Here is a 21,698-nt window from a genome sequence, read left to right on the forward strand (position 1 = left end):
ATGACTGTCAAGCGGGAAACCGGGGATTCTCCGTCAATTATGACAATAGTGCTGATCAGTGGAATTGATGGTTCTCCTGGCCGGCTTGGACCGCACAGAGCAGGGGGCTCAGCTTACCTTGCCGGCACTGCGGTTTCGCATGCTCCCCCCCCTGTATCTGCTCAGTTCTGCGGCGGCGTGTTTTCCAGTTGGTGAATGAGGTCACCCACCATCCGTCCTGATGGTGCTGCCGCCATCGGATGGTATTGGAGGAGGATTTTCCATTCGGCAATGGCCTGGTCGCGTTCGTTGAGTCCGGTGAGCAGGACCACCCCCTTGTTGAATCGGGCCTGTTCATGCTCAGGGTTGAGGTCGAGGACCGCATCAAAGAGCTCGATGGCCTTGTGGTGCTGATTGTCCTGAAAGTACATGACCCCGAGGTCGGTCATGATGTTGGTGTCACCAGGGAGCAGTTCCAGGGATTTGTGGTAGGCTTCGATGGCCTTGCGTGGTTGGTCGGTGTCGAAATAGGCATTACCGAGGTTGGCCCAGGCCCGGGCGTCCTCGGGATTGTCACGGGTGGCCTGCTCAAGGTTGGCAAGAGCGGCGGCCACTTCCTGCGGGCCGGGTACAGTATGGGTATGCCTGTGACCATCGGTTGCCGGGATGCGATAGACGGAATAGACCACGCCACCGACAAAGCCGATGATCAGCGCCATGAAAACGGTCAGGTACAAGGTCTGTTTTTTGACAAAACCGGTGGTATCCATCGGTGATTCTCCTGAAAAGGTGGGTTGAGATGTCTGCCAGGTTGTGTTGAAACCTCAAGTGGGTTGCGGGCGCTGTGTCTACCAAGATGCCGGGGAGTCCTCTCCGGGCCGGGAAAAGGCAGAAGGGGTGGGTTAAAGCGACATGAGCTGACACCTGAATCCGTGACGACTGTACGCTTGTTTTGGATATATCTTGCTGTAATCTTATTATAATTTTAGCAGAATCCTTAAAGAGAACCTTCACCAGCCGCCCTTCGGGGCGTCCGTGCGCACGCCATCTTCATTGCCCGTAACCGTCCGATAAAGTTTACTTTAATCGAACGGTCACAGACAATAAAGCTGACGTACGGACGAACGCTCACGGATCCAGGTGACAGATACGTTGGCCTCTGCATAGCACAGGTGCCCGGAAACTGCAAACACAGCAGGCCGGGAAAGGAAAAGGCCAAGGTCACTGCGTGGTAGTATAAACATTCACCAGGTGCAAGGACAAGACCGAATGAACAGGAAAAAGGAATTGTTCAACAGCACAGTGTTGCATGGGGAGATGAACAGGTTGAGGGGCTGGGGAGAGTTGCCGCGAGGTGGTTTAATCGTCCGCGGGGGGTATGCCAGTGCAGGGTTTTGTGGTATCGATCACTGCATCCAGACAAATGCGGTACCTGGTCGGACCGCAATGACCGCAGAGAATTGTGTCCAGGTGACGTATACATTGATCCATCCTGGCGCAGGCAACTGTCATCTTGGTTATGGTACCCTCATATTGGTTTTTGGGTTGCATGTCGTAGAGATGCAGGCAGCCTCCAGGTCGCAGCGCGGCCAGGGCGTGGGGCAGCAGAGCGGCGCCTCCAAGAGGTTGAACAATGAGGATGCGGTCAAAGCCGCGGTGCAGAGATGGAAGTTCCCTGGCTGCATCGCCAAGGATGCAGACAACATTGTTGATGCCGCGATTGGCAGCCAGGTTTTTGCGGGCATATTGGTGGGCAATGGAATTGATTTCGATGCCGACAATTTCCCGTGCCTGACTGTGACGGGCGATGATCAGGGGATAGGGCCCGATGCCCGATCCGAGCACGGCCACGGTCTCGCCCGGTTGGACCAGGGAGGCGATCCTGGCCCGCTCGTGGGCAGAACGGATCGAGAAGTAAACCCGGGCCAGGTCGAGATGAAACAGAACCCCGTTTTCCCGATGCACCGTGGTCAATCGTTCCTCCCCGGCGATAACGGAAAGCGGTAGGGTGCGGTGCGCCCCTTGATAATGGCCGGTTCGTTTGACCACCACACGGATATGCGGCGAGGATGCCAGAATGATTGCCCCGATCCGTCGCTCCCAGGCAACCACTTCCGGGGTTATACCGATCACGGCAATATCGCCCACCCGATCAAAACCACCCGGAAGGCGGGCGGGGTTCAGGTCCGGAAAAAATTGTCTCAGGAGAGGTTTAAGCTTCATGGCCGTTTTGCCGGGACCTGCCTGACCTGTTTGGAGCGTTGAAGGGTGTCCTGCATTGTAACCGTTCACCGGGCGCGGGGAAAGGACTGCAAGGCCTGGAAACCTGATCCGTTGCCGGCCTTACCTTTTTTCCGGTGTGCAGCGGCGGAGTAACTCCTTCAATTCACTGATTTCACGGCGGAGACTGTCGATGTCCCGATGCAGCGCCTGTTCTTTTTCCTCGGCGATGGTTTCGATTTCCTCGAGCTGTTTTGCCTGGGCGGCCTGCGCCTGACTCTGCATGGCCTCGACAATGACGGCGATGAACAGGTTGAGCATGGTAAAGGTTGCCAGCATGATGAAAGGGATAAAAAAGAGCCAGGCATAAGGGTACAGTTCCAGAACCGGGCGGACAATGCCCATGGACCAGCTTTCCAGGGTCATGATCTGGAACAGGGTGTACATGGAGGCGTTTATGGAGCCGAACCATTCAGGGAAATTGGGCCCAAACAGCTTGGTACTCATCACTGCCGCAACGTAAAACAAGAGCAGCAGCAGGGCAATGATGGAGCTTAAACCGGGAATGGCGGCCAGCAGAGCCGAAACCACCACCCGCATCCTTGGCGAAGCCGATGCCAGCCGCAGGACCCTGAGAACCCGCAGGCTTCTCAGAACGGTAAAGGCTCCCGTCGCCGGTATCAGGGCAATGCTGACGACCACAAAATCAAAAACCCGCCAGGGATCACGGAAAAAGCGGGATGGTCCCATGGCAATGATGGCCAGGGTCAGCTCAACCACAAAAATCCCCAGACAGAGACGGTCCAGTCGAGAGAGCAGCCCGCCATGAGGATCGTTGATGGCTGGGACGGTTTCCAGGCCGAGGATGACGGCATTGAGGAGAATGATGGTAATGATGAAACGTTGAATAATACGTTTTTCCAGCCAATGGTACAGCTGGTCGCGCCAGCCTATATGCTCGATCCTGCTCATTGCCCAAAAACCTCATTGAAAAAAAGTCCTGAATCCGTGACGGCTGGACGCTTATTTTTGATGTATCTTGCTGTCATCATATTGTAATTGCAGCGGAACCTAAATAATGCCCTTCACCAGCCACCCTTAGGGGCGTCCGTCCGCACGCCATCTTCATTGCCCGTACCCGTCCGATACAGTGTCCTTTCAGCGAACGGCCACGGACAACGACGCTGACGCATGGAGGAACACTGACGGATCCAGGAAAGGGTCAATCGGTCGGTACCTGCTCACGCAAGACAGGAAAACGAGGGCCGTGCCCCGGTTGAGGGGGTATTCTATACCATATTTGCGGGTAAATTTGATCTGATTTTATCCTGTTTCTTTTTCGGTCTTCTTTGTCCGTCAACCAGGTGCTGATGCGCATCATGACTGGCTTTTGCTCTCTGGAAACGGGGAAGATCCTTTTTTGACAATCTTTCTTTTTCCGGTATAGTACAGCCTTGGAGAACAGGTGATTCAGCTCTTTGTACCTGGTTGCAACATGGATCTTTTTGACGGTTTTCGTTCCTTTCAGGCTGGAATTGATATATGGACAAAGGTGTCCGTTTCCATCGGCGTGTACCGGTAATGCAAACAGCGCGATTTTTCGAGTGGCTGGGCAGCAATCTGCCACGGATGCAGCGGATCATGGTGCCACTGCTGCTCTTTTGCGTCGGTGGGGTGACGCTGTTTGTTTATTGGACCGGAGGCATCAAATTTGTTTTTTCCCATTCCATGTACATTCCGGTTCTTCTTGCCGGTTTTTTGCTCGGTATGCGGGGTGGGGCGGTGTTCGGTCTGCTCGGTGGTCTCGCTCTCGGGCCTTTGATGCCGATCGATGTGAGTACCGGTGAAATGCAGTCCACGCTCAACTGGTTGTATCGCGGCGGTTTTTTTGTTTTGATCGGTTTTTTGAGCGGAGCGGCAAGTGACAGCGTCCAGTCCTACCTCCGCCATCTGCACTGGGCTGCCCGTCACGACCCGGCAACCGGTTTGCCCAATCGAATTGCCCTGTTTGAGACCTTCCCTGCAAGTCCAGCCGACAGGGAAAGGTCAAAGGTCTCGGCGCTGGCTGTCTTTTCGATTGAAAACAGAACAGAATTGAAATCTGCTTTCGGGCTTGCCGTCCTTGAAATGGCTGTTGGTCAACTGGCCCAGCGCCTGCAGGAAATAGTCATGGACGAGGCCCGGATTCACCGTGTGGATACCGAATTGCTGGCGGTGTTGCTCACCGGCACCGACAGTGGGGACATCATCGAACGGGTCGAGGAATTACGGGCATGCGCTCAGGCTCCATTGATGCTGGAATCCATTCCTATTCATGTTGATGTCCGCCTGGGGTACGTGACCTTCGATGCCCTTCTCCAGAAACCGGAAACCTATCTGCAGGAGGCCGAAGCAGCCTTGATCGAGGCGCGGGACAAGGTACGGGACTGTGCCTCCTACAGTGCATCCATCAGTGCCGTGACCAGAGAAAACCTGCGTTTGCTCGGCGAATTGAAGGATGCGATCAGAGATGGACAACTGTCCCTCGAGTATCAGCCCAAGATGGTGCTGAACACAGGCAAGGTGGACGGGGTGGAGGCTTTGATTCGCTGGAATCATCCCCAGCGGGGGGTGATTCCTCCCGAGATCTTCATTCCCAGGGCAGAGCAGAGTACCCTGATCAACCTGATCACCAGGTTTGCCCTGGATGAGGCCCTGAGACAAATGGCCCGGTGGCGGCGGCAAGGTATCGAGGTGTCCATGGCAGTCAACATTTCGACCCGCAACCTTCTGCAGCCAGGTTTTGTCGATCAGGTTCTGCGTCTGCTCGATCAACACGGCCTTGAGCGGCACCTGCTGGAACTGGAAGTGACCGAAACGGCCCTGATGGTGGAAATGGAGCGCGCCATTGCCGGCCTCATCAGGTTGTCGGAGACGAAAGTCATTGTCTCCATAGATGATTTCGGCACCGGGTATTCCTCCCTGCAGTATCTGCACCGATTGCCTGTTTCCTTGATCAAAATCGATCAGTCTTTTGTCCGCAAGCTTCCTGGTGATACAGGGGCCATGCATATTGTCGAAGCCGCGATTACCCTGGCCCGAAAACAAGGAATTCAGACCCTTGCCGAGGGTGTGGAAAACAGGGAAGCCTGCCGTTTTCTCAGGGGCATGGGCTGTGATCAGGCCCAGGGCTATTTTTTGTGTCGACCATTGGCAGCCGATACCTTTGCCGCCTGGTACAAGGAAAACGGTGGCCATATCCACGTCTGACATCAAGGCAGGAGCCAGCAAAGATCCCGGATCCGTGAGCGTATGTCCGCACGCCCCGAAGGCGGCTGGTGCAGGTTATTATCAAGGCTGCGCTGCAATTATAAAAATTATAATATGCGTACAGCAAGATACATCCAAAACAAACGTCCAGTCGTCACGGATTCAGGTTGTTCTCATCAAGTGGATGTATGATGCTACGTCCCACAGCCAACAGTGGAGGATCGTCCATGCCCTATGTCAATATCAAGGTGACCCGAGAAGGCGTAAACCCTGCTCAGAAGGCCGAACTCATCAAAGGGGTGACCGATCTCCTTCAGCAGGTTCTGGGGAAAAATCCGGCAACCACGGTGGTGGTGATCGACGAAGTGGACACGGATAACTGGGGAATAGCCGGCGAACAGGTCACCAGACGTCGGGCCCGAGGGCAATGACAGCAAGCAGGTAGGCGAGGCCGGTTGTCGTCGAGCGAGAGGATACATCATGTTGGAACATTTCTTCGCGATGATTCATGCCGATCCATTTTATGAGCTGGCTGCCCTGGTGGTGCTGGCCTCGGTGCTGGGATTCATCGGGCTGCTCCTCCGTCAGCCCATGGTGGTCAGTTTCATTGCCGTGGGTGTCCTGGCTGGACCATCGGCCCTTGATATCGTCCAGTCGCATCAGAATGTCGAACTGCTGGCGGAGTTGGGCGTGGCGGTGCTTTTGTTTCTGGTCGGGCTGAAACTGGATCTGAAACTGGTTCGCTCCCTGGGGCCGGTTTCCCTGGCCACCGGTCTTGGCCAGGTATTGTTCACCTCCGGAGTTGGTTTTGTCATCGGGATTGCCCTGGGGATGGACACGGTCACCTCGCTTTATGTGGCAGTAGCACTCACTTTTTCCAGCACTATTATCATTGTCAAGCTTTTGACCGATAAAAAGGAAGTGGATTCGCTCCATGGCCGGATTGCCATTGGATTTCTTATTGTTCAGGATCTGGTGGTGGTCCTGGCAATGATGGTGCTGTCGGCCTTTGGTATCGGGGCGCAGGAAGGTGGTGACAACTCTTTTCTCCTCCATCTGGTCAGTGTGCTGGCCTATGGAGTCGCCATGCTGGCACTGGTGGGCCTCTTTATCCGTTTTCTGGCCACCCCCCTGGTCAGTCGCGTTGCTCATTCTCCGGAACTGCTCATCACCTTTGCCATCGGCTGGTCGGCCCTGCTGGCCACCCTGGGCAGTTATTTTGGTTTCAGCAAGGAACTGGGCGGGTTGCTGGCGGGGGTATCGCTGGCTTCAACCCCGTTCCGAGAGGCCATCATTGCCCGTCTGGCCTCCCTGCGGGATTTTCTGTTACTGTTTTTCTTTATTGCCCTGGGCATGCACCTTGACCTCGGCCTGCTTGGGGCACAACTGGTTCCGGCCATCATCTTTTCCCTTTTTGTGCTGATCGGGAACCCGCTTATCGTCATGGTTATTATGGGGGGCATGGGGTATCGCAAACGCACGGGTTTTCTCGCCGGTCTCACCGTGGCCCAGATCAGTGAATTCTCACTGATCTTCATGTCCATGGGACTCATGCTGGGACATCTCGATTCGGAAGCCCTGGCCCTGGTAACTCTGGTGGGTCTCTTGACCATCGCTTTGTCCGTATATATGATAACTTATTCACATGGTTTGTATAACCGACTCGAGCCCATGTTGGGAGTGTTCGAACGGCGTCTTCCCCGACAAGAGAATACTCAGGATCAGCATTTTATCGGTAAGAAACAGTATGATGTTATTCTCTTCGGGCTGGGGCGATATGGAACAGCCCTGGCGGAACGCTTGATCAGAGATGGTTTCTTGATTCTGGCCGTGGATTTCAACCCCGATGAAGTGCGTCGCTGGCGGGAGCAGGGCCATGATGTGATCTATGGTGATGCCAGTGATCAGGAGTTCGTCAGCCATCTGCCCCTGCGCGGGGTGCGTTGCGTCATTTCCACCATGGCACAGCATGAACTCGGTCTGACCCACGAGGACCCCCGCCTGGTTTTGATCGATGAACTGAAACGACAGAATTTTTTCGGTATCATAGCCGTTTCCATGCAGCAGACCGCAAATCGTCGCGAAATTGAAGAACTGAGGACCATGGGTGCGGATTTTGTCTTCCTGCCGTATTATGACGCTGCTGATCAGGCTGCAAAACGTCTCAAAGAAGCCCTGGCCTGATGTTGTATCGTTAATTGGAGCGGAAATTAAAAACAAGAGTCCAGCCGTCACTGATTCAGGTGGAGGACATGATGCGCAATTTTCACAATATTCTCTATGCCAGCACCGGTCTCGGCGATGACAGCGAAGGGCTCAAACAGGCCCTCAGTCTGGCCAGGAACAATAAAGCCGCGTTGAAGTTTCTTGTTGTCTGTCCTCCCTTGCCGGCGGACCAGGAGGAGTATCAGGGCAAATACCGGACCTTCATGGCTGAACAGGTGGCACTCGCTTTGCAAAAAGCGCGTCTTTCCCTGGAAATGGACGAAGCGCTTGTCCCTGTCGAGGTGGAGGTGGAAAGCAGCAATGCCACCCCGGCGGCGATCAGTGTTATCCGTCATGTGCTCCGTCATGGCCACGATCTTGTCATCAAGGAGGCGGAGCCCAGGGAGGGTGGCAAGGGATTCATGGCCATGGACATGAGCCTGTTGAGGAAATGTCCCAGCCCGGTATGGCTGGCTCGACCAATCTCCCGGTCGCGGCAGGCAATCCGGGTGGCAGTAGCGGTGAATCCTGACAGCCGCAGCGAGGCCGAGCATGACCTTTCCCTGCGCCTTCTGGAACTGGGTCGTTCCCTGGCCGATTCCTGCAGCGGGGATCTGGATATTGTCTCCTGTTGGGACTTTGCCTTTGAACGGTACCTGCGGGAAAATACCCGGGTCTATATTCCCGAGGAAACGATGCGCGACGCAGCCCAGAAGGCTCAATCCAGTCACCACAGCGGCCTCAGCGATCTGCTGCAGCAGTCGGGTATCGGCGGTGACTTTCAGGTTCATCGTTTGAAAGGACGGGCTGATGACCTCATTCCGATCTTTGTCCATGACAAGGCCGTGGACATTCTGGTGATGGGCACAGTAGCCAGGACCGGAATTATCGGTTTTATCATGGGCAATACCGCGGAAAACATCATGCGGCAGATCAGCTGTGCCCTGGTGGCGTTGAAGCCAAGCGGCTTTGTTTCGCCGGTCAAGGCGTATTGATCTACGTGCAGCGAGGACCTGAATCCGTGACGGCTGGACTCTTGTTGCGGATATATCTTGTTGTACTCATCTTATAATTGCAGCTGAACCTTTGACAATACCTTTCACCAGCCGCCCTTCGGGGCATCCGGACGAACGCTCACGGATCCAGGCTTTTGTCAGTGCTTGATTGGAAAGGCGTCAGCTGATCGCGGCTCATCACGGGGGGACCTGTCGAGTTTACATCCTCCACTATTGTCAGCGCGTACAGGCGCCCCGGGTGCTTGCTTCACAGCAGGCCACCACCTGCCGTGTACGGTTCCTGCCGCCGAGAGAGGCAGATGTTGACCGGCGCCGGGTGGCCGGTTGCACGTTGTTGCCGATGCTATTACCTGTTGCTGAATGTCATTCTGCGTCAAGGAGAAGAAACCCTATGAATACCAAACTGGATGTGCTCATCATCGGTGCCGGTTCAGCCGGCCTGGCGGCCCTTCGTGAAGTCCGCAAGCATACTGATCGGTTTGCCATCATCAACCATGGTCCGTATGGCACCACCTGTGCCCGGGTGGGCTGTATGCCTTCAAAATCTCTTATCGAAGCGGCCAACGCCTATCATCGCCGTCATAGCTTTACCGAGTTCGGCATCAACGGCGGAGCATCTTTGTCAGTGGATATTCCAAGGGTGTTACGCGGCGTGCGTGCTCTGCGGGATCGTTTCATCGCCGGCCCGGTTAAGTTCACTGAAGATCTGGGACCGCGCAGCATCACCGGCAAGGCTCGCCTGCTTGGCCCTGACCGGGTCCTGGTCAACGGGCAGGAATTGACCGCGGACAGGATCATTCTGGCCACCGGTTCCCGCCCCATTGTTCCAAAGGCCTGGAGTGGTTTTGGTGATCGTCTTATAACCACCGACACTTTGTTTGAGCAGGAACGGTTGCGTCGGCGGATCGCTGTGATCGGTCTGGGTGCCATCGGTGTTGAGATCTCCCAGGCCCTGGCGAGGTTGGGTCTTGAGGTCGTCGGATATGATCAAAATACTCTTCTGGCAGGGTTGACGGATGAAACGGTCAACCGCACCTTTGATGAGCTTCTTCAGAGAGAGTTCCCTGTCCATGCCGGTGCTCCGGCGGAATTGCGGCAGACGACCGATGGCATCGAGGTCACCAACGGCACCGACACCGTTATAGTTGAACAGGTCATTGCCGCTCTGGGGCGCCGGCCCAATATTGATGATCTGGGGCTGGAAACCCTGGGCATCGAACTCGATAGTCAGGGACAGCCCGAGGTCAATCCGCAGACCATGCAGATCGATAACCTCCCTGTGTACCTGGCCGGGGATGCCAATGGCCGGTTGGCGCTGCTGCACGAGGCCGCTGATGAAGGCCACATTGCCGGGTTGAACGCTGCCAGCGGCAGGACAACCTGCTTCAAGAGGCGCACCCCCCTGGTCATTGTTTTTTCCGACCCCAATATTGCCGTGGTCGGCAGGAGCCTGCGTGAACTGACCCCTGGCTCCTTTGTCACCGGTGCCTTTAATTTCCGTCGTCAGGGGCGGGCCCGGGCTGCCCTGCGCAATAAGGGGCTGGTTCACGTGTACGCCGACAAACAGAGCGGGCTCCTGCTGGGCGCGGAAATGTGTGCGCCCGCCGGTGAACATCTGGCCCACCTGCTTGCCCTCGCCATTGATCGATCGCTCACGGTCTTTGACCTGCTCCGCATGCCCTTTTATCATCCGGTGGTGGAGGAGGGGTTGAGAAGTGCCTTACGCCATTTGACCACGCAACTCCCTGAAAAAAGCGCTTCAGATCTCTCTTCCTGCGCCGCGTTTCAGGCGGAAGCCCTGGATTGATTCTGGCACCTGCTCGAGAGGAACCAATGACACCGGGTATACATTCCCCTGAACCCGTGAGCGTACGTCCGTGCGTCAGCTTCGTTGTTCGTGGCTGTTTGATGAATGGTGACTTTATCGGACGGGTACGGGCAATGAAGATGGCGTGCGGGCGGATGCCCCGAAGGGGCGGCTGATGAAAGGTATTGTCAAGGGTTCGGTTGCAATTACAACATGGTTACAGTAGGTTATATTCAAAGCAAAAGTCCGGCCGTCACGGATTAGGATTTCTTCAATTGCCGGTGGCTCTATCGTGCACCGGAATATACACCCGGACGGTGGTACCCTGGTCGGGTTGGCTGGTGACGGTGATGCACCCGTCATGGGCCCGCAGGATACCGAGTACCAGGGCAAGCCCCATGCCGCGACCCATGAATTTTCCACTGAAAAAAGGGTCAAAGATCTTGTCGATCTCATGTTCGCTGATGCCGCAGCCCTGGTCCCGGACCTCGAGCATGCCATAGGTTTGCGTCTTTGGTTGCCAGGAGAGTGGAAAACGCAGGACCGGCTCGATATCCGCAGCGGCAACTGTCTGGACCGCGAGATGAATGACGTCGTTCTTTGCGCCCAGGGCCTCCCAGCTGTTCTCGGTCAGATTGATGACAATTTCCTGCAGTTGTTCCGGATTGCCCAGAACCGCCGGGCCAGGGGCGGTGAAGTCGGTCTCAATGCGGACAGGCTCGGGTTTGCGCGCCAGGAGGAGAGGAAGGGTCTGTCGGCAGACAACACTGAGGTCGAAAGATTTTTTTCTCTTGGTGTTCATGCCCAGATAGGTCAGCATTTTGCCACTTATTTCAGCGGCCCGGTTGGTGCCGTTGAGGGCCGAGGACAGGGTCTGGTGCAAAGTACTGTTGGGAGGGGCATCATCCAGGGCCAGTTCGAGGTTGCCCATGATCACGGAGAGAATATTATTGTAATGATGGGCAATGGCGCCGGCCATGCGACCAAGGCTTTCTTCCTTTTCCCGTTGATTGATCTGGTGCTGCAGCAGCAGGTTTTCGTTTTCCAGTTGTTTGCGATGGGTGATGTTTTCATGGGCAACTACGACGCGATTGGCGCCTTTATAGGGAAACCGGGTAACCCGACCGATGAACCATCTGTTTTCTTCGGGTGAATGGCAGGCATATTCCTGATAGTAGTTTTCCCGGTCTCCGCGGAGGACCGCGATGATACCGTTGGCGAAATTTTCGGCCTCCGTGGCCTCATGGCCCCGGACCGAGTGGCACGGGGTAAGATAGTTGACCCCTTCGCTGACTTTTTCCGGGTCGGAATGGTTGTCCCGGGCAAAGTTGCGCCAGGCCTGATTGACCGCGACAATGCGGCCGTCGCTGCCCAGGATGGCAATGTTGGCATCCAGGGCATTGACGGTTGAACGGGCAAACTGTTCCGAGTCCCGCAGGGCCTGTTCAGCCTGTTTGCGATCATTGATATCGGTGACGGTGAGCAGCACCTCCTGATGGTGCTGGAGTCTTTGCTCCTGGTGGTGGTAGTGGGGCGTTGCCTTGAGGCTCACGTAACGGGCTGTCGGGGCGGTGGCGCCAATCCGGAATTCCAGAATTTTGCCCTCCGGATGCTTGAAAAAGGCCTTGGCGCGGGCAAGAAAGACGGCCTGGTCGGGAAGAAAGAGAAAATCGGCAAAGGGTCTGCCAAGGAGGCGGCCGCGATCGCGGTCGACCATATCGGCAAAGGTGGCGTTGGCCTCGGTGATGATACCGGCCCTGTTGAGGACCACATAACCAACCGGCGCGTTATGATAGAGCTGCATGTACCGGGTGCGGCTCTCTTCCAGGGCGCGCTGGGTATTGCGCAGTTCCTCGTTCTGCAGTTCGAGTTCGATCTGATGAATCTGCAGTTCCTGGATGATTTGGCGGTATGCCTCCGGCGTTGGCGCAGCGGCGTTGTCCGGAGTGGACCGGGCAAGCGCTTCCGCGCGTTTGCGCAGGTCTTCGAAATCAGGATCGGGCTTGTCTTTACTCATGGTTTTGTGTCGGTTTCTCGCGGTGGTTGCGGCTTATTCAGCGGCCCCGGCCTGGACCTGCCTGACAGGATACGCCGGAGGGTGGATCGTCGCGGTCACTTGGCCGGCTCCTTTATGTTGGAGGACATTGAGAGCACCCAGGGCTGGATCCGGTACGGAAGAGGCGGCAGCGTTCGGTGATATCTTCAAAGGTGGTATAGACCTGATAGGGTTTTTCTTCTCCCTGTTGGAACTGGGGGGTGGCGTTAACCAGGATCCAACGCATTTGTTCATCGACCGGACCGCGTACCCCCATAATGAAGCCGAAGACCGGCTCACCGGTCCGCAGGGCTACCATGGCGGGATGCTCGCTGCCCGGCAGAGGATTGCCTTGTTCATCGACGGCCTGCCAGCGTGGGTCCATGGAGGTGATGGCCTGCATCTGGTCGATCGTCAAGCCCAGGATCTGCTCGGCGGCCGGATTGGCGGAAATGATCCGGCCTGCGTCATCCTGATAGACAACCCCCTGGGCCATGGTTTCAAACAGGCTCCGGTACCGTTGCTCACTCTCTTGCAGTTGCCGCTGCATCTCCTGCTGCCTGCTGATATCCTCAAACGAAATCGCCAGTCGCCGGTCCGGCAGCAGAAAGGCCTGGATGCGATATCTGCTGTTGATCCGCTCGTCCTCGTAGGCAAAGTTTTCCAGGAAACAGGCACTGCCGGTTTCGATCACCTGGCGAAAATGCTCCGTGATGCCCATCTGCTCGGCCTGGGGCCAGATTTCTGCGAATTCCTTGCCGCCCCACTTACGCATGGTGATACCAGTCATCCGTTCCGCTTCCGGATTGCAGCTTTCCAGGAACATCCCGCCATCCTCCTTGACCTGGTACACGAACAGTCCCACCGGAATATGGTGGCTGATTTCCTGGGTTGTCTGACGACTGCGAACAAGATGATTTTTGGTTGCCCTGGCCTCGGTGATGTCGACAAAGGTCAGGACCACGCCGGAAAAGATATTGGGGCCGATGGCGTACGGCAGAATGCGCATCAGGTACCAGCGGGATTGTTCCGCCCGGACCTCCTGTTCCAGCGGCTGGTTGGTCTGCTGCACGGTCCGCACCGCCGCGAAGGGATCAAAGTCCACCAGACGGTGCGCGAGATGGGTGAGGGGGCGTCCGATGTCTTTCTCCATGATATAAAATATTTTACTGATTTCCGGAGAGAATTTTCGTATCTCCAGGTCCTCGTCCAGCAGCAGGGTGCCGATGCGGGAGCTGGTAAGGAGATTGTCGACATCATTGTTGAGTTCGGTCAATTCGATGATCTTGTTCTGGTGCTCGGCATTGACGGTGTAGAGTTCTTCATTGGTGGACTGCAGCTCTTCATTGGTGGACTGCAGCTCTTCGTTGCTGGCAAGCAGCTCCTCGTTGGTCGCCTGCAACTCTTCGTTGGATGTTTCCAGTTCTTCGATGGTCGCCTGCAGGTTTTCCCTGGCAAATTGCAGTTCGTGCTCCAGATCCTCGATGCGTTGCTGGTGTTCTTCGTCGAGGTCATAAGCAACGGTGGCTGGCAGGTTGGTCACCGCTCGCGTGTTGATCGTTTCCAGAAAAACGGCAACCAGGGGATCCTGGCCCTTGGTCTCGGGCATGGGCGACATGCGGATGTTGAGGGTGTGGTCCTGGTCGCGCACCTGGAGGCGGACATTGGTATAGGTGAGTGGCTCTTTGGTACGGAATACCTTCTGAATGCCGGTGGCCAGGGGAATGCCCAGTTCTTTGGGCGCTATTTTGGTGATGTTGAAGTCAATTGGCCCGGAGGGCAGGGTCAGGATCCCCTCGGTATTGCCGATGATATGGATGACCTCCAACCGGTCGTTGACCACGACCGAAGGGGGCAGGTAGTGCCGCGCTGCTATTTCGAGGTATTTTTTTACGAGGCGATTGTCCTCGCTGTCGCTGTGCCGGCGGTCGCGAATCTGAGTAAAGGGCTGGGAGGGGTATTTGTTCTCTTTGGCTGTGATCGTCAGTTCGTCCCGTAGGAGTTGGGTTTTGCCTTTGGACCGATAGATCTTGAACCTCTGGTGCAGGGGTTCAAAAAAATCGGTCATCTCGCCGATGGTTTCGCTGCTGCCGAGAAAAAGCAGGCCATCGGGGTTGAGGGAAAAGTTGAACATCTCAAAGGCCTTGCGCTGGAGAACCGGTTGCAGGTAGATGAGCAGGTTGCGGCAGGAGATCAGGTCGATATTGGTGAAAGGCGGATCTTTGATCAGGTTGTGCTGGGCAAAGACCACCATTTCACGAAGATGACGGGCAATCTGCAGCTTGTCTTCCTTGTGGTAAAAGTACTTGCTGGTGATCCTGGGGGGCAGATCGCCAAGGATGCCTTCGGGATAGATGCCGGCGCCGGCGGTGATAATGGCCCCGCGGTCGATATCCGTGGCAAATATTTTGATATCGCGACTGATGGCCAGCTTTTCAAGGACCTCCTTGACGATGATGGCAATGGTATAGGCCTCCTCCCCGGTGGAGCAGCCCGCCACCCAGAAGCGGATTTCCCGGTTTTTGCTGGTGCGCAGCAGTTCGGGCAGCCAGCGCTCCTCCAATTCGGTCATGGCCTCCGGATCCCGGAAGAAGTTGGTTACTCCGATGAGCAGATCCCGGTAGAGATTCATCACCTCCCCGGGATAGCTCTGCAGATAGCGGACATACTCCTCAAAGTCACTGATCTGGTTGACCGACATACGCCGTTCGATGCGTCGGGTGATGGTGCTGGGTTTGTAAAAAGTGAAGTCGACCTTGGTCTTGTCGCGCAGTTCCGCGAACAGACGGGTGAGGGCATCGGCATCCTTGAGCAGATGATCGCTCTGTTTTTCCCCCGAGACGTAGGGATGGGCGACATAGGCCAGCAATTGTGCCGGCATCTCCTCCGGGGACAGGATGAAATCAGCCACCCCGGTGGAGATCGCCGCCCGGGGCATGCCGTCGAATTTGGCGCTCTCCTCGCTCTGCACCATGACCATGCCGCCGAATTCCTTGATGGCGCGAACACCGCGGGTCCCGTCACTGCCGGTTCCGGAGAGGATGATGGCGATGGCCTTTTCCGTCTGATCCTCGGCCAGGGAACGAAGAAAAATGTCGATGGGCAGGCTGATACCCTGATTCGTGACCTTGTCGTTGAGCAGCAGCTTGCCGTGGAAGATGGTCAGGTTCTTTTTCGGGGGGATAAGGTAGATATTGCCTGCCTGAACCTGCATGCCGTTTTCCGCCCGGTGCACCGGCATGTCCGTTTTCTTGGTGAGCAACTCCACCATCAGGCTTTTGTAGTCCGGCGACAGGTGCTGGACAACGACAAAGGCCAGATTGTTTTTGGCCGGCATGTTTTTGAAAAAGGCTTCGATGGCCTCCAGGCCGCCGGCGGAGGCGCCGATGCCGACGATATGGGTGGGAGTGGGTGGCAACGCTTGTTTTCTTGATCGAGGCATAACGTCCTTAGAGGTTCACTGAGGGAAGAGGAGGGGGCGGCGGGATCAAGGCGTGTCGAGCACCTGTCTGATCAGCCGGGCCAGGTCTTTTCTGCCCAGCGGCTTGAAGAGAAAAGCGCGGATTCCCAGGGCCTTGGCTTTTTCCTCGCTGACCTGAGTACTGTACCCGGTGCAGAGAATGATGGGCAGGTTCGGGCGTATCCGCAGCATCCGTCGTGCCAGTTCCGTTCCGGTCATGCCCGGCATGGTTTGATCGGTGATCACCAGGTCGAATTGATCGGGCTGACTCTCGAAGGTGGTCAGGGCCGCCAGGCTGCTGGTTTGCACCGTCACCTGGTACCCCAGCCGCGCGAGCATTTCCGTGGTCATTTCCGCAAGTATTTCCTCGTCATCGATGAAAAGGATCCGTTCCGTGCCTCCGGTTACGACCGCTGTCGATTCGTTGACGGTCTCGGGTTGCACCTCCACCAGGGGCAAGTGGACCTGAAAGGTCGTCCCCTGACCCGGGGAACTGTCCAGAGTGATGAAACCGCCGCTGCCGGTGATGATGCCGTGGACAATGGCCAGGCCCATACCGGTGCCTTTGCTGGCCTCCTTGGTGGTAAAGAAGGGGTCGAAGATCCGGTCCCGGACCTCCGGGGGCATCCCGTTGCCTGTGTCCCTGACGGTCAGGCGTACATAGTCACCGGATTGGGCCGAAAGCGTATCCATCAGGGGGCCGTTGTCAATCCGTACGGTGGTCAGACTGAGGTCCAGGGTGCCGCCGTTTTCTTCCATGGCATGAAAGGCGTTGGTGCACAGGTTCATCACCACTTGATGGAACTGGGTCGGGTCGATGAGCACCGGACCGGCCTTGGCCTCGATATCTGTTGTGATGGCAATGGTTGCCGGCAGGGAGGGGCGGAGCAGTTTGACCGCCTCCCTGGCAATGAAGGCGGGGTAGAAGACGGACGGCTCGTTGTCGGCCTGGCGGCTGAAGGTCAGGATCTGTTTGACCAGGTCCTTGGCCCGGTGGCCGGCCTTGAGGATATGGTTCAGATCCCGGGCCATCGGAGTGTCGCTGATGACATTGTCCCTGGCCATGTCGGCATACCCGATCACCGCGGCGAGAATATTGTTGAAATCATGGGCAATACCTCCGGCAAGGGTGCCGATGGCCTCCAGTTTCTGCGCCTGGAGGAGTTGGGCCTGCAGGTGTTTATTTTCCGCCTCTGCCTGCTTGCGCTCGGTGATGTCGTTGCAGAAGCCGAGAAAGCGGTCGTCGCTGATTTTGACCGCGGTCAGATTGAACCAGCGGCGGGTGCCATCCTTGTGCCGGAAAGGCAGGTCTCCGGAGAAAGAGCCATGATGGTTGACTTGTCGCAGCTTTTTTCGAATGGTTGGCCAGTCATTTTCAAAATGGAGATCGGCAATGGTCATGGCCAGCAACTCGTACTCCGTATAACCGGTCAGGTGGCAGGCCGATGGATTGACCTGCAGGTAGTGACCGGCGGCGTCCACGGCAAAAACCCCATAGGGGGTGCTCAACAGATACTGGCGGTGGCGTTGCTCGCTTTCCTGGAGGGCCTGCTCGGCCAGTTTTCGCTCGGTGATATCCTGGGCAAAGCCGTCGATCACCTGTTCCACGCCATTTCCACGCGGGTCGTCGACAGCGGAGAGGCGGGCATTCATGGCGACCCAGATGGGTGCGCCGTTTTTCTGGCGCCATTGACAGGTAAACAGCCGGACTTCGCCATGGTGGCGTAACTGGTCGATGAACTCCTGGCGCTGGTTGGGATCGACATAGACCTGACGGGCCAGGTCGGTGCACTGCTCGATGGCCTCCCGCGGGGAGGCATACCCCAGCAAGGCCGCCATTTCCTGGTTGGCCAGCAGAATGGTGCCCTCGATGGTGGTCCGGAAAATACCCAGGGGTGAATTTTCGAACAGCAGGCGATATCTGGATTCACTGATCGCCAGGGCTTTGCGGCTTTGTTTGAGTTCCCGGTCCAGGCGGTGCCGGTGCAGGGTCATGGTGATGGCCGCCGCCAATTCCCGTTCATTGACCGGTTTGACCAGGTACCCGTAGGGCGCCGCTGTCTTGGCTTGCTTCAGCAGGAGTTCGTGGGAAAAGCCGGTGACGAAGATGACCGGGATGTCCGTGAACCCGGCAATCATGGCCGCGGTTTCGATACCGTTGAGGGGACCGGCAAGCTCGATGTCCATGAGCACCAGATCGGCCTGGTGGGTGTGCAGCAGGGCCATGGCTTCCTCGCCGGTAGCCGTTGGTCCGAGGACCTTGTAGCCCAGGTTGTGGACCGTGGCCTCGAGGTGGACGGCGAGAATAGCGTCGTCCTCGACGATCAGCAGGGTCGCGTCAGCCATGTCACTCATGGACGGAAACTCCTTTTTTTCTGTCACTGAAGGTTAAGGTAATGCTGGTGCCGTTGTTCTGATCGACGAGGTACTGGCCGCGGAGTTGGTGCTGACCAAGCATGCGAACGAGAATCATGCCCAAAGTCTGGGGCTTTGTCCAGTCAAATCCCGTTGGCCAGCCGATCCCGTTGTCAGCCACGGTCAGGGTGTAGTTGACGTCATTCCGGAGCAGGCGCACCAGGATTTGGCAATCGGTGTTGCCGGGATGGGGTTTACCCTCGGGGAAGGCGTATTTGAGGGCATTGGTCACCAGTTCGTTGACGATCAGACCGCAGGGTGAGGCCAGATCCAGGGGGATGGTGACCCCATGGGCCTCGACCCGGCAGATGATGTCGGGAGAACCGAAGGTGGTGCGCAGGTGGGACATCAGGGCCTGGGTATAATCCTGGAAATCAATGCTTGCCAGCGAATCGGCTCGGTACAGTTTTTCATGGATCAGACTCATGGTTCGGATGCGGTTGCTTAATTCGGTGAGGATGACCTGACCGTGGGCATCCTCGAGGTTCCGTCGCTGCAGATCCATCAGGCTGATGATGGCGGCCAGGTTGTTCTTGACCCGGTGGTGGACCTCGCGCAGCAGGACCTCTTTTTCCCTGAGCGCATCGGCGAGTTGGTGTTCGTACTGTTTTCGTTCGGTGATGTCGCGGACAATCGATTGATAACTGCCGTCCGGCAGCCGGCCGGTACGCATCTCCACCGGCACCAGGGTGTTGTCGGCGCGGATGAGCACCCGGTCGCTGTTGACGATTTCCCCCTGCTTGAGGAGATCGAGGCGGAAAGGGCAGATCTGGAGGCTCTCGGGGGTGAAGGGCAGGTCGCGGATATGTCGACCGAGAATGTCCTTTTCTTCCATGCCGAGCATCAGGCACAGGCTCCGATTGGCGGCGGTGATGGTCCATTGGGGTGAACTGAGCAGGATGCCGTCCATGGCCAGCTCGATCTGCATCCGATAGCGTTCTTCATTGCGGCGCAACGCGGCCTCGGCATGTTTCCTTTTGGTGATATCCTTGATAATGGGCAGGAAAAAGAGCGGTTCGTGGTTGTTGTCATGGATCAGGCTGACCGTGACCCGGGCCCAGATAGTGGCCCCGTTTTTGTGGCGATAGCGTTTTTCGACCTCATAGCGATCGATCTCGCCCCTCGCAAGGCGTCGGACCTGGTATGTATCCCGTACCCGCTCCTCCGGGTGGGTGATGTCGGCAAAGGTCATGGTCCGCAGTTCGCTCTCGGAATAGCCGATAAGCTCGGAGAAACTGTCGTTGACCTTGAGAAAATAAAAATCCAGCCCTACCATGGCCATGCCCACCGGTGAAAGGTCAAAGACCCTGCGGAAGCGCTCCTCGCTTTGTTGCAGGGCCTGTTCCTTGCCTTTGCGCAGGACAATGTCCCAGGTCAGGTCCCCCAGGCTGGTTATGGTGTCGATATCTTCCTGATCGTATTTTTTTTTCTTATTGCCGACCCCGAACACGGCAACAACTTTTTCCCCTCTGATGATCGGCACCAGCAATTCCCGGCGCACCTCGGCGTGGTTCGGAGGCAGGCCCATGCGATGGGGCAGGCTGGCGTAGTCGTTGTGGATAATCGGCCGGCGGGTATGGAGACAGTCGATCCAGACCCCGGCCTGCTCGATGGGATAGTGTCGTTTTTGGCTGGTGAGTCGGCAGCCGCGGGCCATGGTGCTGCGCGACCAGACCTGCAGGGATATGGTCTCCTGGTCGGGTTCGACGAAATGGAAAAAACCGATGTGGCTGCCGGTGAGGGCCTCGGCGTGGTCAAGAACATCCGCCAACAGGTCCTCCATGCTCAGGGCGGTCGCCGTTTCGCTCAGCTGCAGGCGGGCTTCGAGGAGGTGTTCCATTCGCTTGGCAGCGGTGATGTCGCGGCTGAAGACAGCCAGTCGATCCAGCACACCTTTTCGATTGCGCACCGGATGGAGATCATGGGCAAAAAAACGGCCGTCATGTTGATCCTGGAAGGAAACTGTTTGTCCCGAGACCAGGGCCTGTTCGATCTGTTGCCGTCGCGAGGCCGCCAGTTCCGGGGGGAGTCTGTGATAGATGTTGCTCCCCGGAAGTTCTGTTGCCGACACCCCGAACTGGGCGGCCAGGGCTTTGTTCACCGCCAGCATGGTGCCGCTGGTATCCATGAGCAGGGCTGCATCCGGTGACGAATTGATCAGGGTTAGCAGATTTTGTATTCGTTCCATGAGCAGACGCTCACGTTTGCTGGCCGGTTGATCATAGGGTGCTTGTTGGTTCATGCTGGAAACTCTTTTTCGGCTCTTGTGGTCCCGGGTTCTCCGGGGGTGTTTGTGTTTGGATGGGGCCACGCCGGACAACCGTGCCGTTGATGTTCGGCAAGATGAACCAGCGAGCGGCTGTATTTGCCGTGCGGCCTCGTTTTTTGCGGTCAGGTGTCCTGCTCTCCCGGGTTGTCGAGTACCGATCGCAGCAGGACGGCCATCTGTTGTCTGGTGATCGGTTTCATGGCAAAGGCACGAATCCCCCCTGGGCCTTGGCCTGTTCCGCATTCACCAGGTTGCTGTGCCCCGTGCAGAGGATGATCGGCATCCGCGGCCGGACCTCCAGGACCCGCCGGGCGAGATCAGCTCCGGTCATCATCGGCATGGTCTGATCGGTGATGAGGACATCGAAGTGATCGGGTCGGTCGTGAAAGGCCCGCAGGGCCTCCAGGCTGCTGGATCGGGCAGTCACCTCATAGCCCAACCGTTCGAGCATGGCCTTGCCCGTTTCCACCAGGGTCTTTTCGTCATCAACATAGAGGATCCGTTCGCTGTTGCCTCTTGGGATCATCTCGACCGGCTTGATCGTGCTTGGTTGTTCCGCTTCGATGGCGGGGAAAAAAACCTGGAAGGTGGTTCCCTGACCCGGCTCGCTTGCGCAGGTGATGAAGCCGCCATGGGAGGTGACAATGCCATGAATGACGGCCAGGCCCATGCCGGTGCCCTTGCCGGCCTCCTTGGTCGTGAAATAAGGGTCAAAGATCCGTTCCTGAATTTCGGGGCTGATGCCGGTGCCGGTGTCGCTCACCGAGAGGACGACAAACCTGCCCGGGAGTACATCGCGCTGCTTCTGCTGTTGTTCGTCCTCAGAGTGTTGGTTCCGCAGGGTGATGGTGAGGGTGCCCCCGCTCTGTTCCATGGCATGGAAGGCATTGGTGCAGAGGTTCATGAGAATCTGGTGGATCTGGGTCGGATCAGCGAGGATGGGTTGGGTGTCGGGATCGATCCGGCACTTGATGGCAATGGTTGCCGGCAGGGAAGGGCGGAGGAGTTTAAGGGCTTCCTTGATGGGTTGGGCGGGCTGCAGG

At 56.9% G+C, this 21,698-nt stretch carries 13 protein-coding genes; 5 read left to right on the top strand and 8 right to left on the bottom strand.

The window, feature by feature from the left end:
- Positions 1–161: 161 nt before the first annotated feature.
- The 3 genes from JWG43_RS14390 to JWG43_RS14400 all read right to left on the bottom strand — a co-directional run bounded on the left by JWG43_RS14390 (position 162) and on the right by JWG43_RS14400 (position 3,171).
- Positions 162–749, bottom strand: coding sequence for a tetratricopeptide repeat protein (locus JWG43_RS14390; protein ID WP_205243646.1), 588 nt, complete (start codon positions 747–749; stop codon positions 162–164).
- Positions 750–1,338: 589 nt separating this feature from the next.
- Complete coding sequence (locus JWG43_RS14395) at positions 1,339–2,202, bottom strand: class I SAM-dependent methyltransferase (protein WP_205243647.1); 864 nt, start codon at positions 2,200–2,202, stop codon at positions 1,339–1,341.
- A 120-nt stretch (positions 2,203–2,322) separates the two neighbouring features.
- Complete coding sequence (locus JWG43_RS14400; RefSeq protein ID WP_205243648.1) at positions 2,323–3,171, bottom strand: ion transporter; 849 nt, start codon at positions 3,169–3,171, stop codon at positions 2,323–2,325.
- 570 nt (positions 3,172–3,741) lie between these two features.
- Here JWG43_RS14400 and JWG43_RS14405 point away from each other — a divergent pair.
- From JWG43_RS14405 to JWG43_RS14425, 5 genes are all read left to right on the top strand, one after another.
- The gene (locus JWG43_RS14405) at positions 3,742–5,448 is read left to right on the top strand and encodes a putative bifunctional diguanylate cyclase/phosphodiesterase (RefSeq protein ID WP_205243649.1); all 1,707 of its coding nucleotides are present in this window, start codon (positions 3,742–3,744) and stop codon (positions 5,446–5,448) included.
- 227 nt (positions 5,449–5,675) lie between these two features.
- On the top strand, positions 5,676–5,879 hold the full coding sequence (locus JWG43_RS14410; RefSeq protein WP_240193608.1) for a tautomerase family protein: 204 nt from the start codon (positions 5,676–5,678) through the stop codon (positions 5,877–5,879).
- Positions 5,880–5,928: 49 nt separating this feature from the next.
- Positions 5,929–7,632, top strand: coding sequence for a cation:proton antiporter (locus tag JWG43_RS14415; protein ID WP_205243650.1), 1,704 nt, complete (start codon positions 5,929–5,931; stop codon positions 7,630–7,632).
- Between the two features lie 68 nt (positions 7,633–7,700).
- Positions 7,701–8,648 (top strand): universal stress protein, encoded by a 948-nt coding sequence (locus tag JWG43_RS14420; protein WP_240193609.1) that lies wholly within the window; start codon positions 7,701–7,703, stop codon positions 8,646–8,648.
- Positions 8,649–9,060: 412 nt separating this feature from the next.
- Positions 9,061–10,476 (top strand): dihydrolipoyl dehydrogenase, encoded by a 1,416-nt coding sequence (locus JWG43_RS14425; protein ID WP_205243651.1) that lies wholly within the window; start codon positions 9,061–9,063, stop codon positions 10,474–10,476.
- 271 nt (positions 10,477–10,747) lie between these two features.
- Here JWG43_RS14425 and JWG43_RS14430 read toward each other — a convergent pair whose 3' ends face one another.
- From JWG43_RS14430 to JWG43_RS14450, 5 genes are all read right to left on the bottom strand, one after another.
- The gene (locus JWG43_RS14430) at positions 10,748–12,493 is read right to left on the bottom strand and encodes a PAS domain-containing sensor histidine kinase (RefSeq protein ID WP_205243652.1); all 1,746 of its coding nucleotides are present in this window, start codon (positions 12,491–12,493) and stop codon (positions 10,748–10,750) included.
- 112 nt (positions 12,494–12,605) lie between these two features.
- Entirely contained in the window at positions 12,606–15,953 is a 3,348-nt protein-coding gene (locus tag JWG43_RS14435) for a chemotaxis protein CheB (protein WP_205243653.1), read from the bottom strand.
- A gap of 45 nt (positions 15,954–15,998) precedes the next feature.
- The gene (locus JWG43_RS14440) at positions 15,999–18,326 is read right to left on the bottom strand and encodes a hybrid sensor histidine kinase/response regulator (protein WP_205243654.1); all 2,328 of its coding nucleotides are present in this window, start codon (positions 18,324–18,326) and stop codon (positions 15,999–16,001) included.
- Positions 18,319–20,628 (bottom strand): PAS domain S-box protein, encoded by a 2,310-nt coding sequence (locus JWG43_RS14445; RefSeq protein WP_205243655.1) that lies wholly within the window; start codon positions 20,626–20,628, stop codon positions 18,319–18,321. Before JWG43_RS14445 ends, JWG43_RS14440 begins: the two co-directional genes overlap by 8 nt.
- A gap of 223 nt (positions 20,629–20,851) precedes the next feature.
- A partial coding sequence (locus JWG43_RS14450; RefSeq protein WP_205243656.1) for an ATP-binding protein occupies positions 20,852–21,698 on the bottom strand: 847 nt, incomplete at its 5' end.

This window comes from Desulfobulbus alkaliphilus (assembly GCF_016918545.1).
In the GTDB taxonomy this organism is placed as follows: domain Bacteria; phylum Desulfobacterota; class Desulfobulbia; order Desulfobulbales; family Desulfobulbaceae; genus Desulfobulbus; species Desulfobulbus alkaliphilus.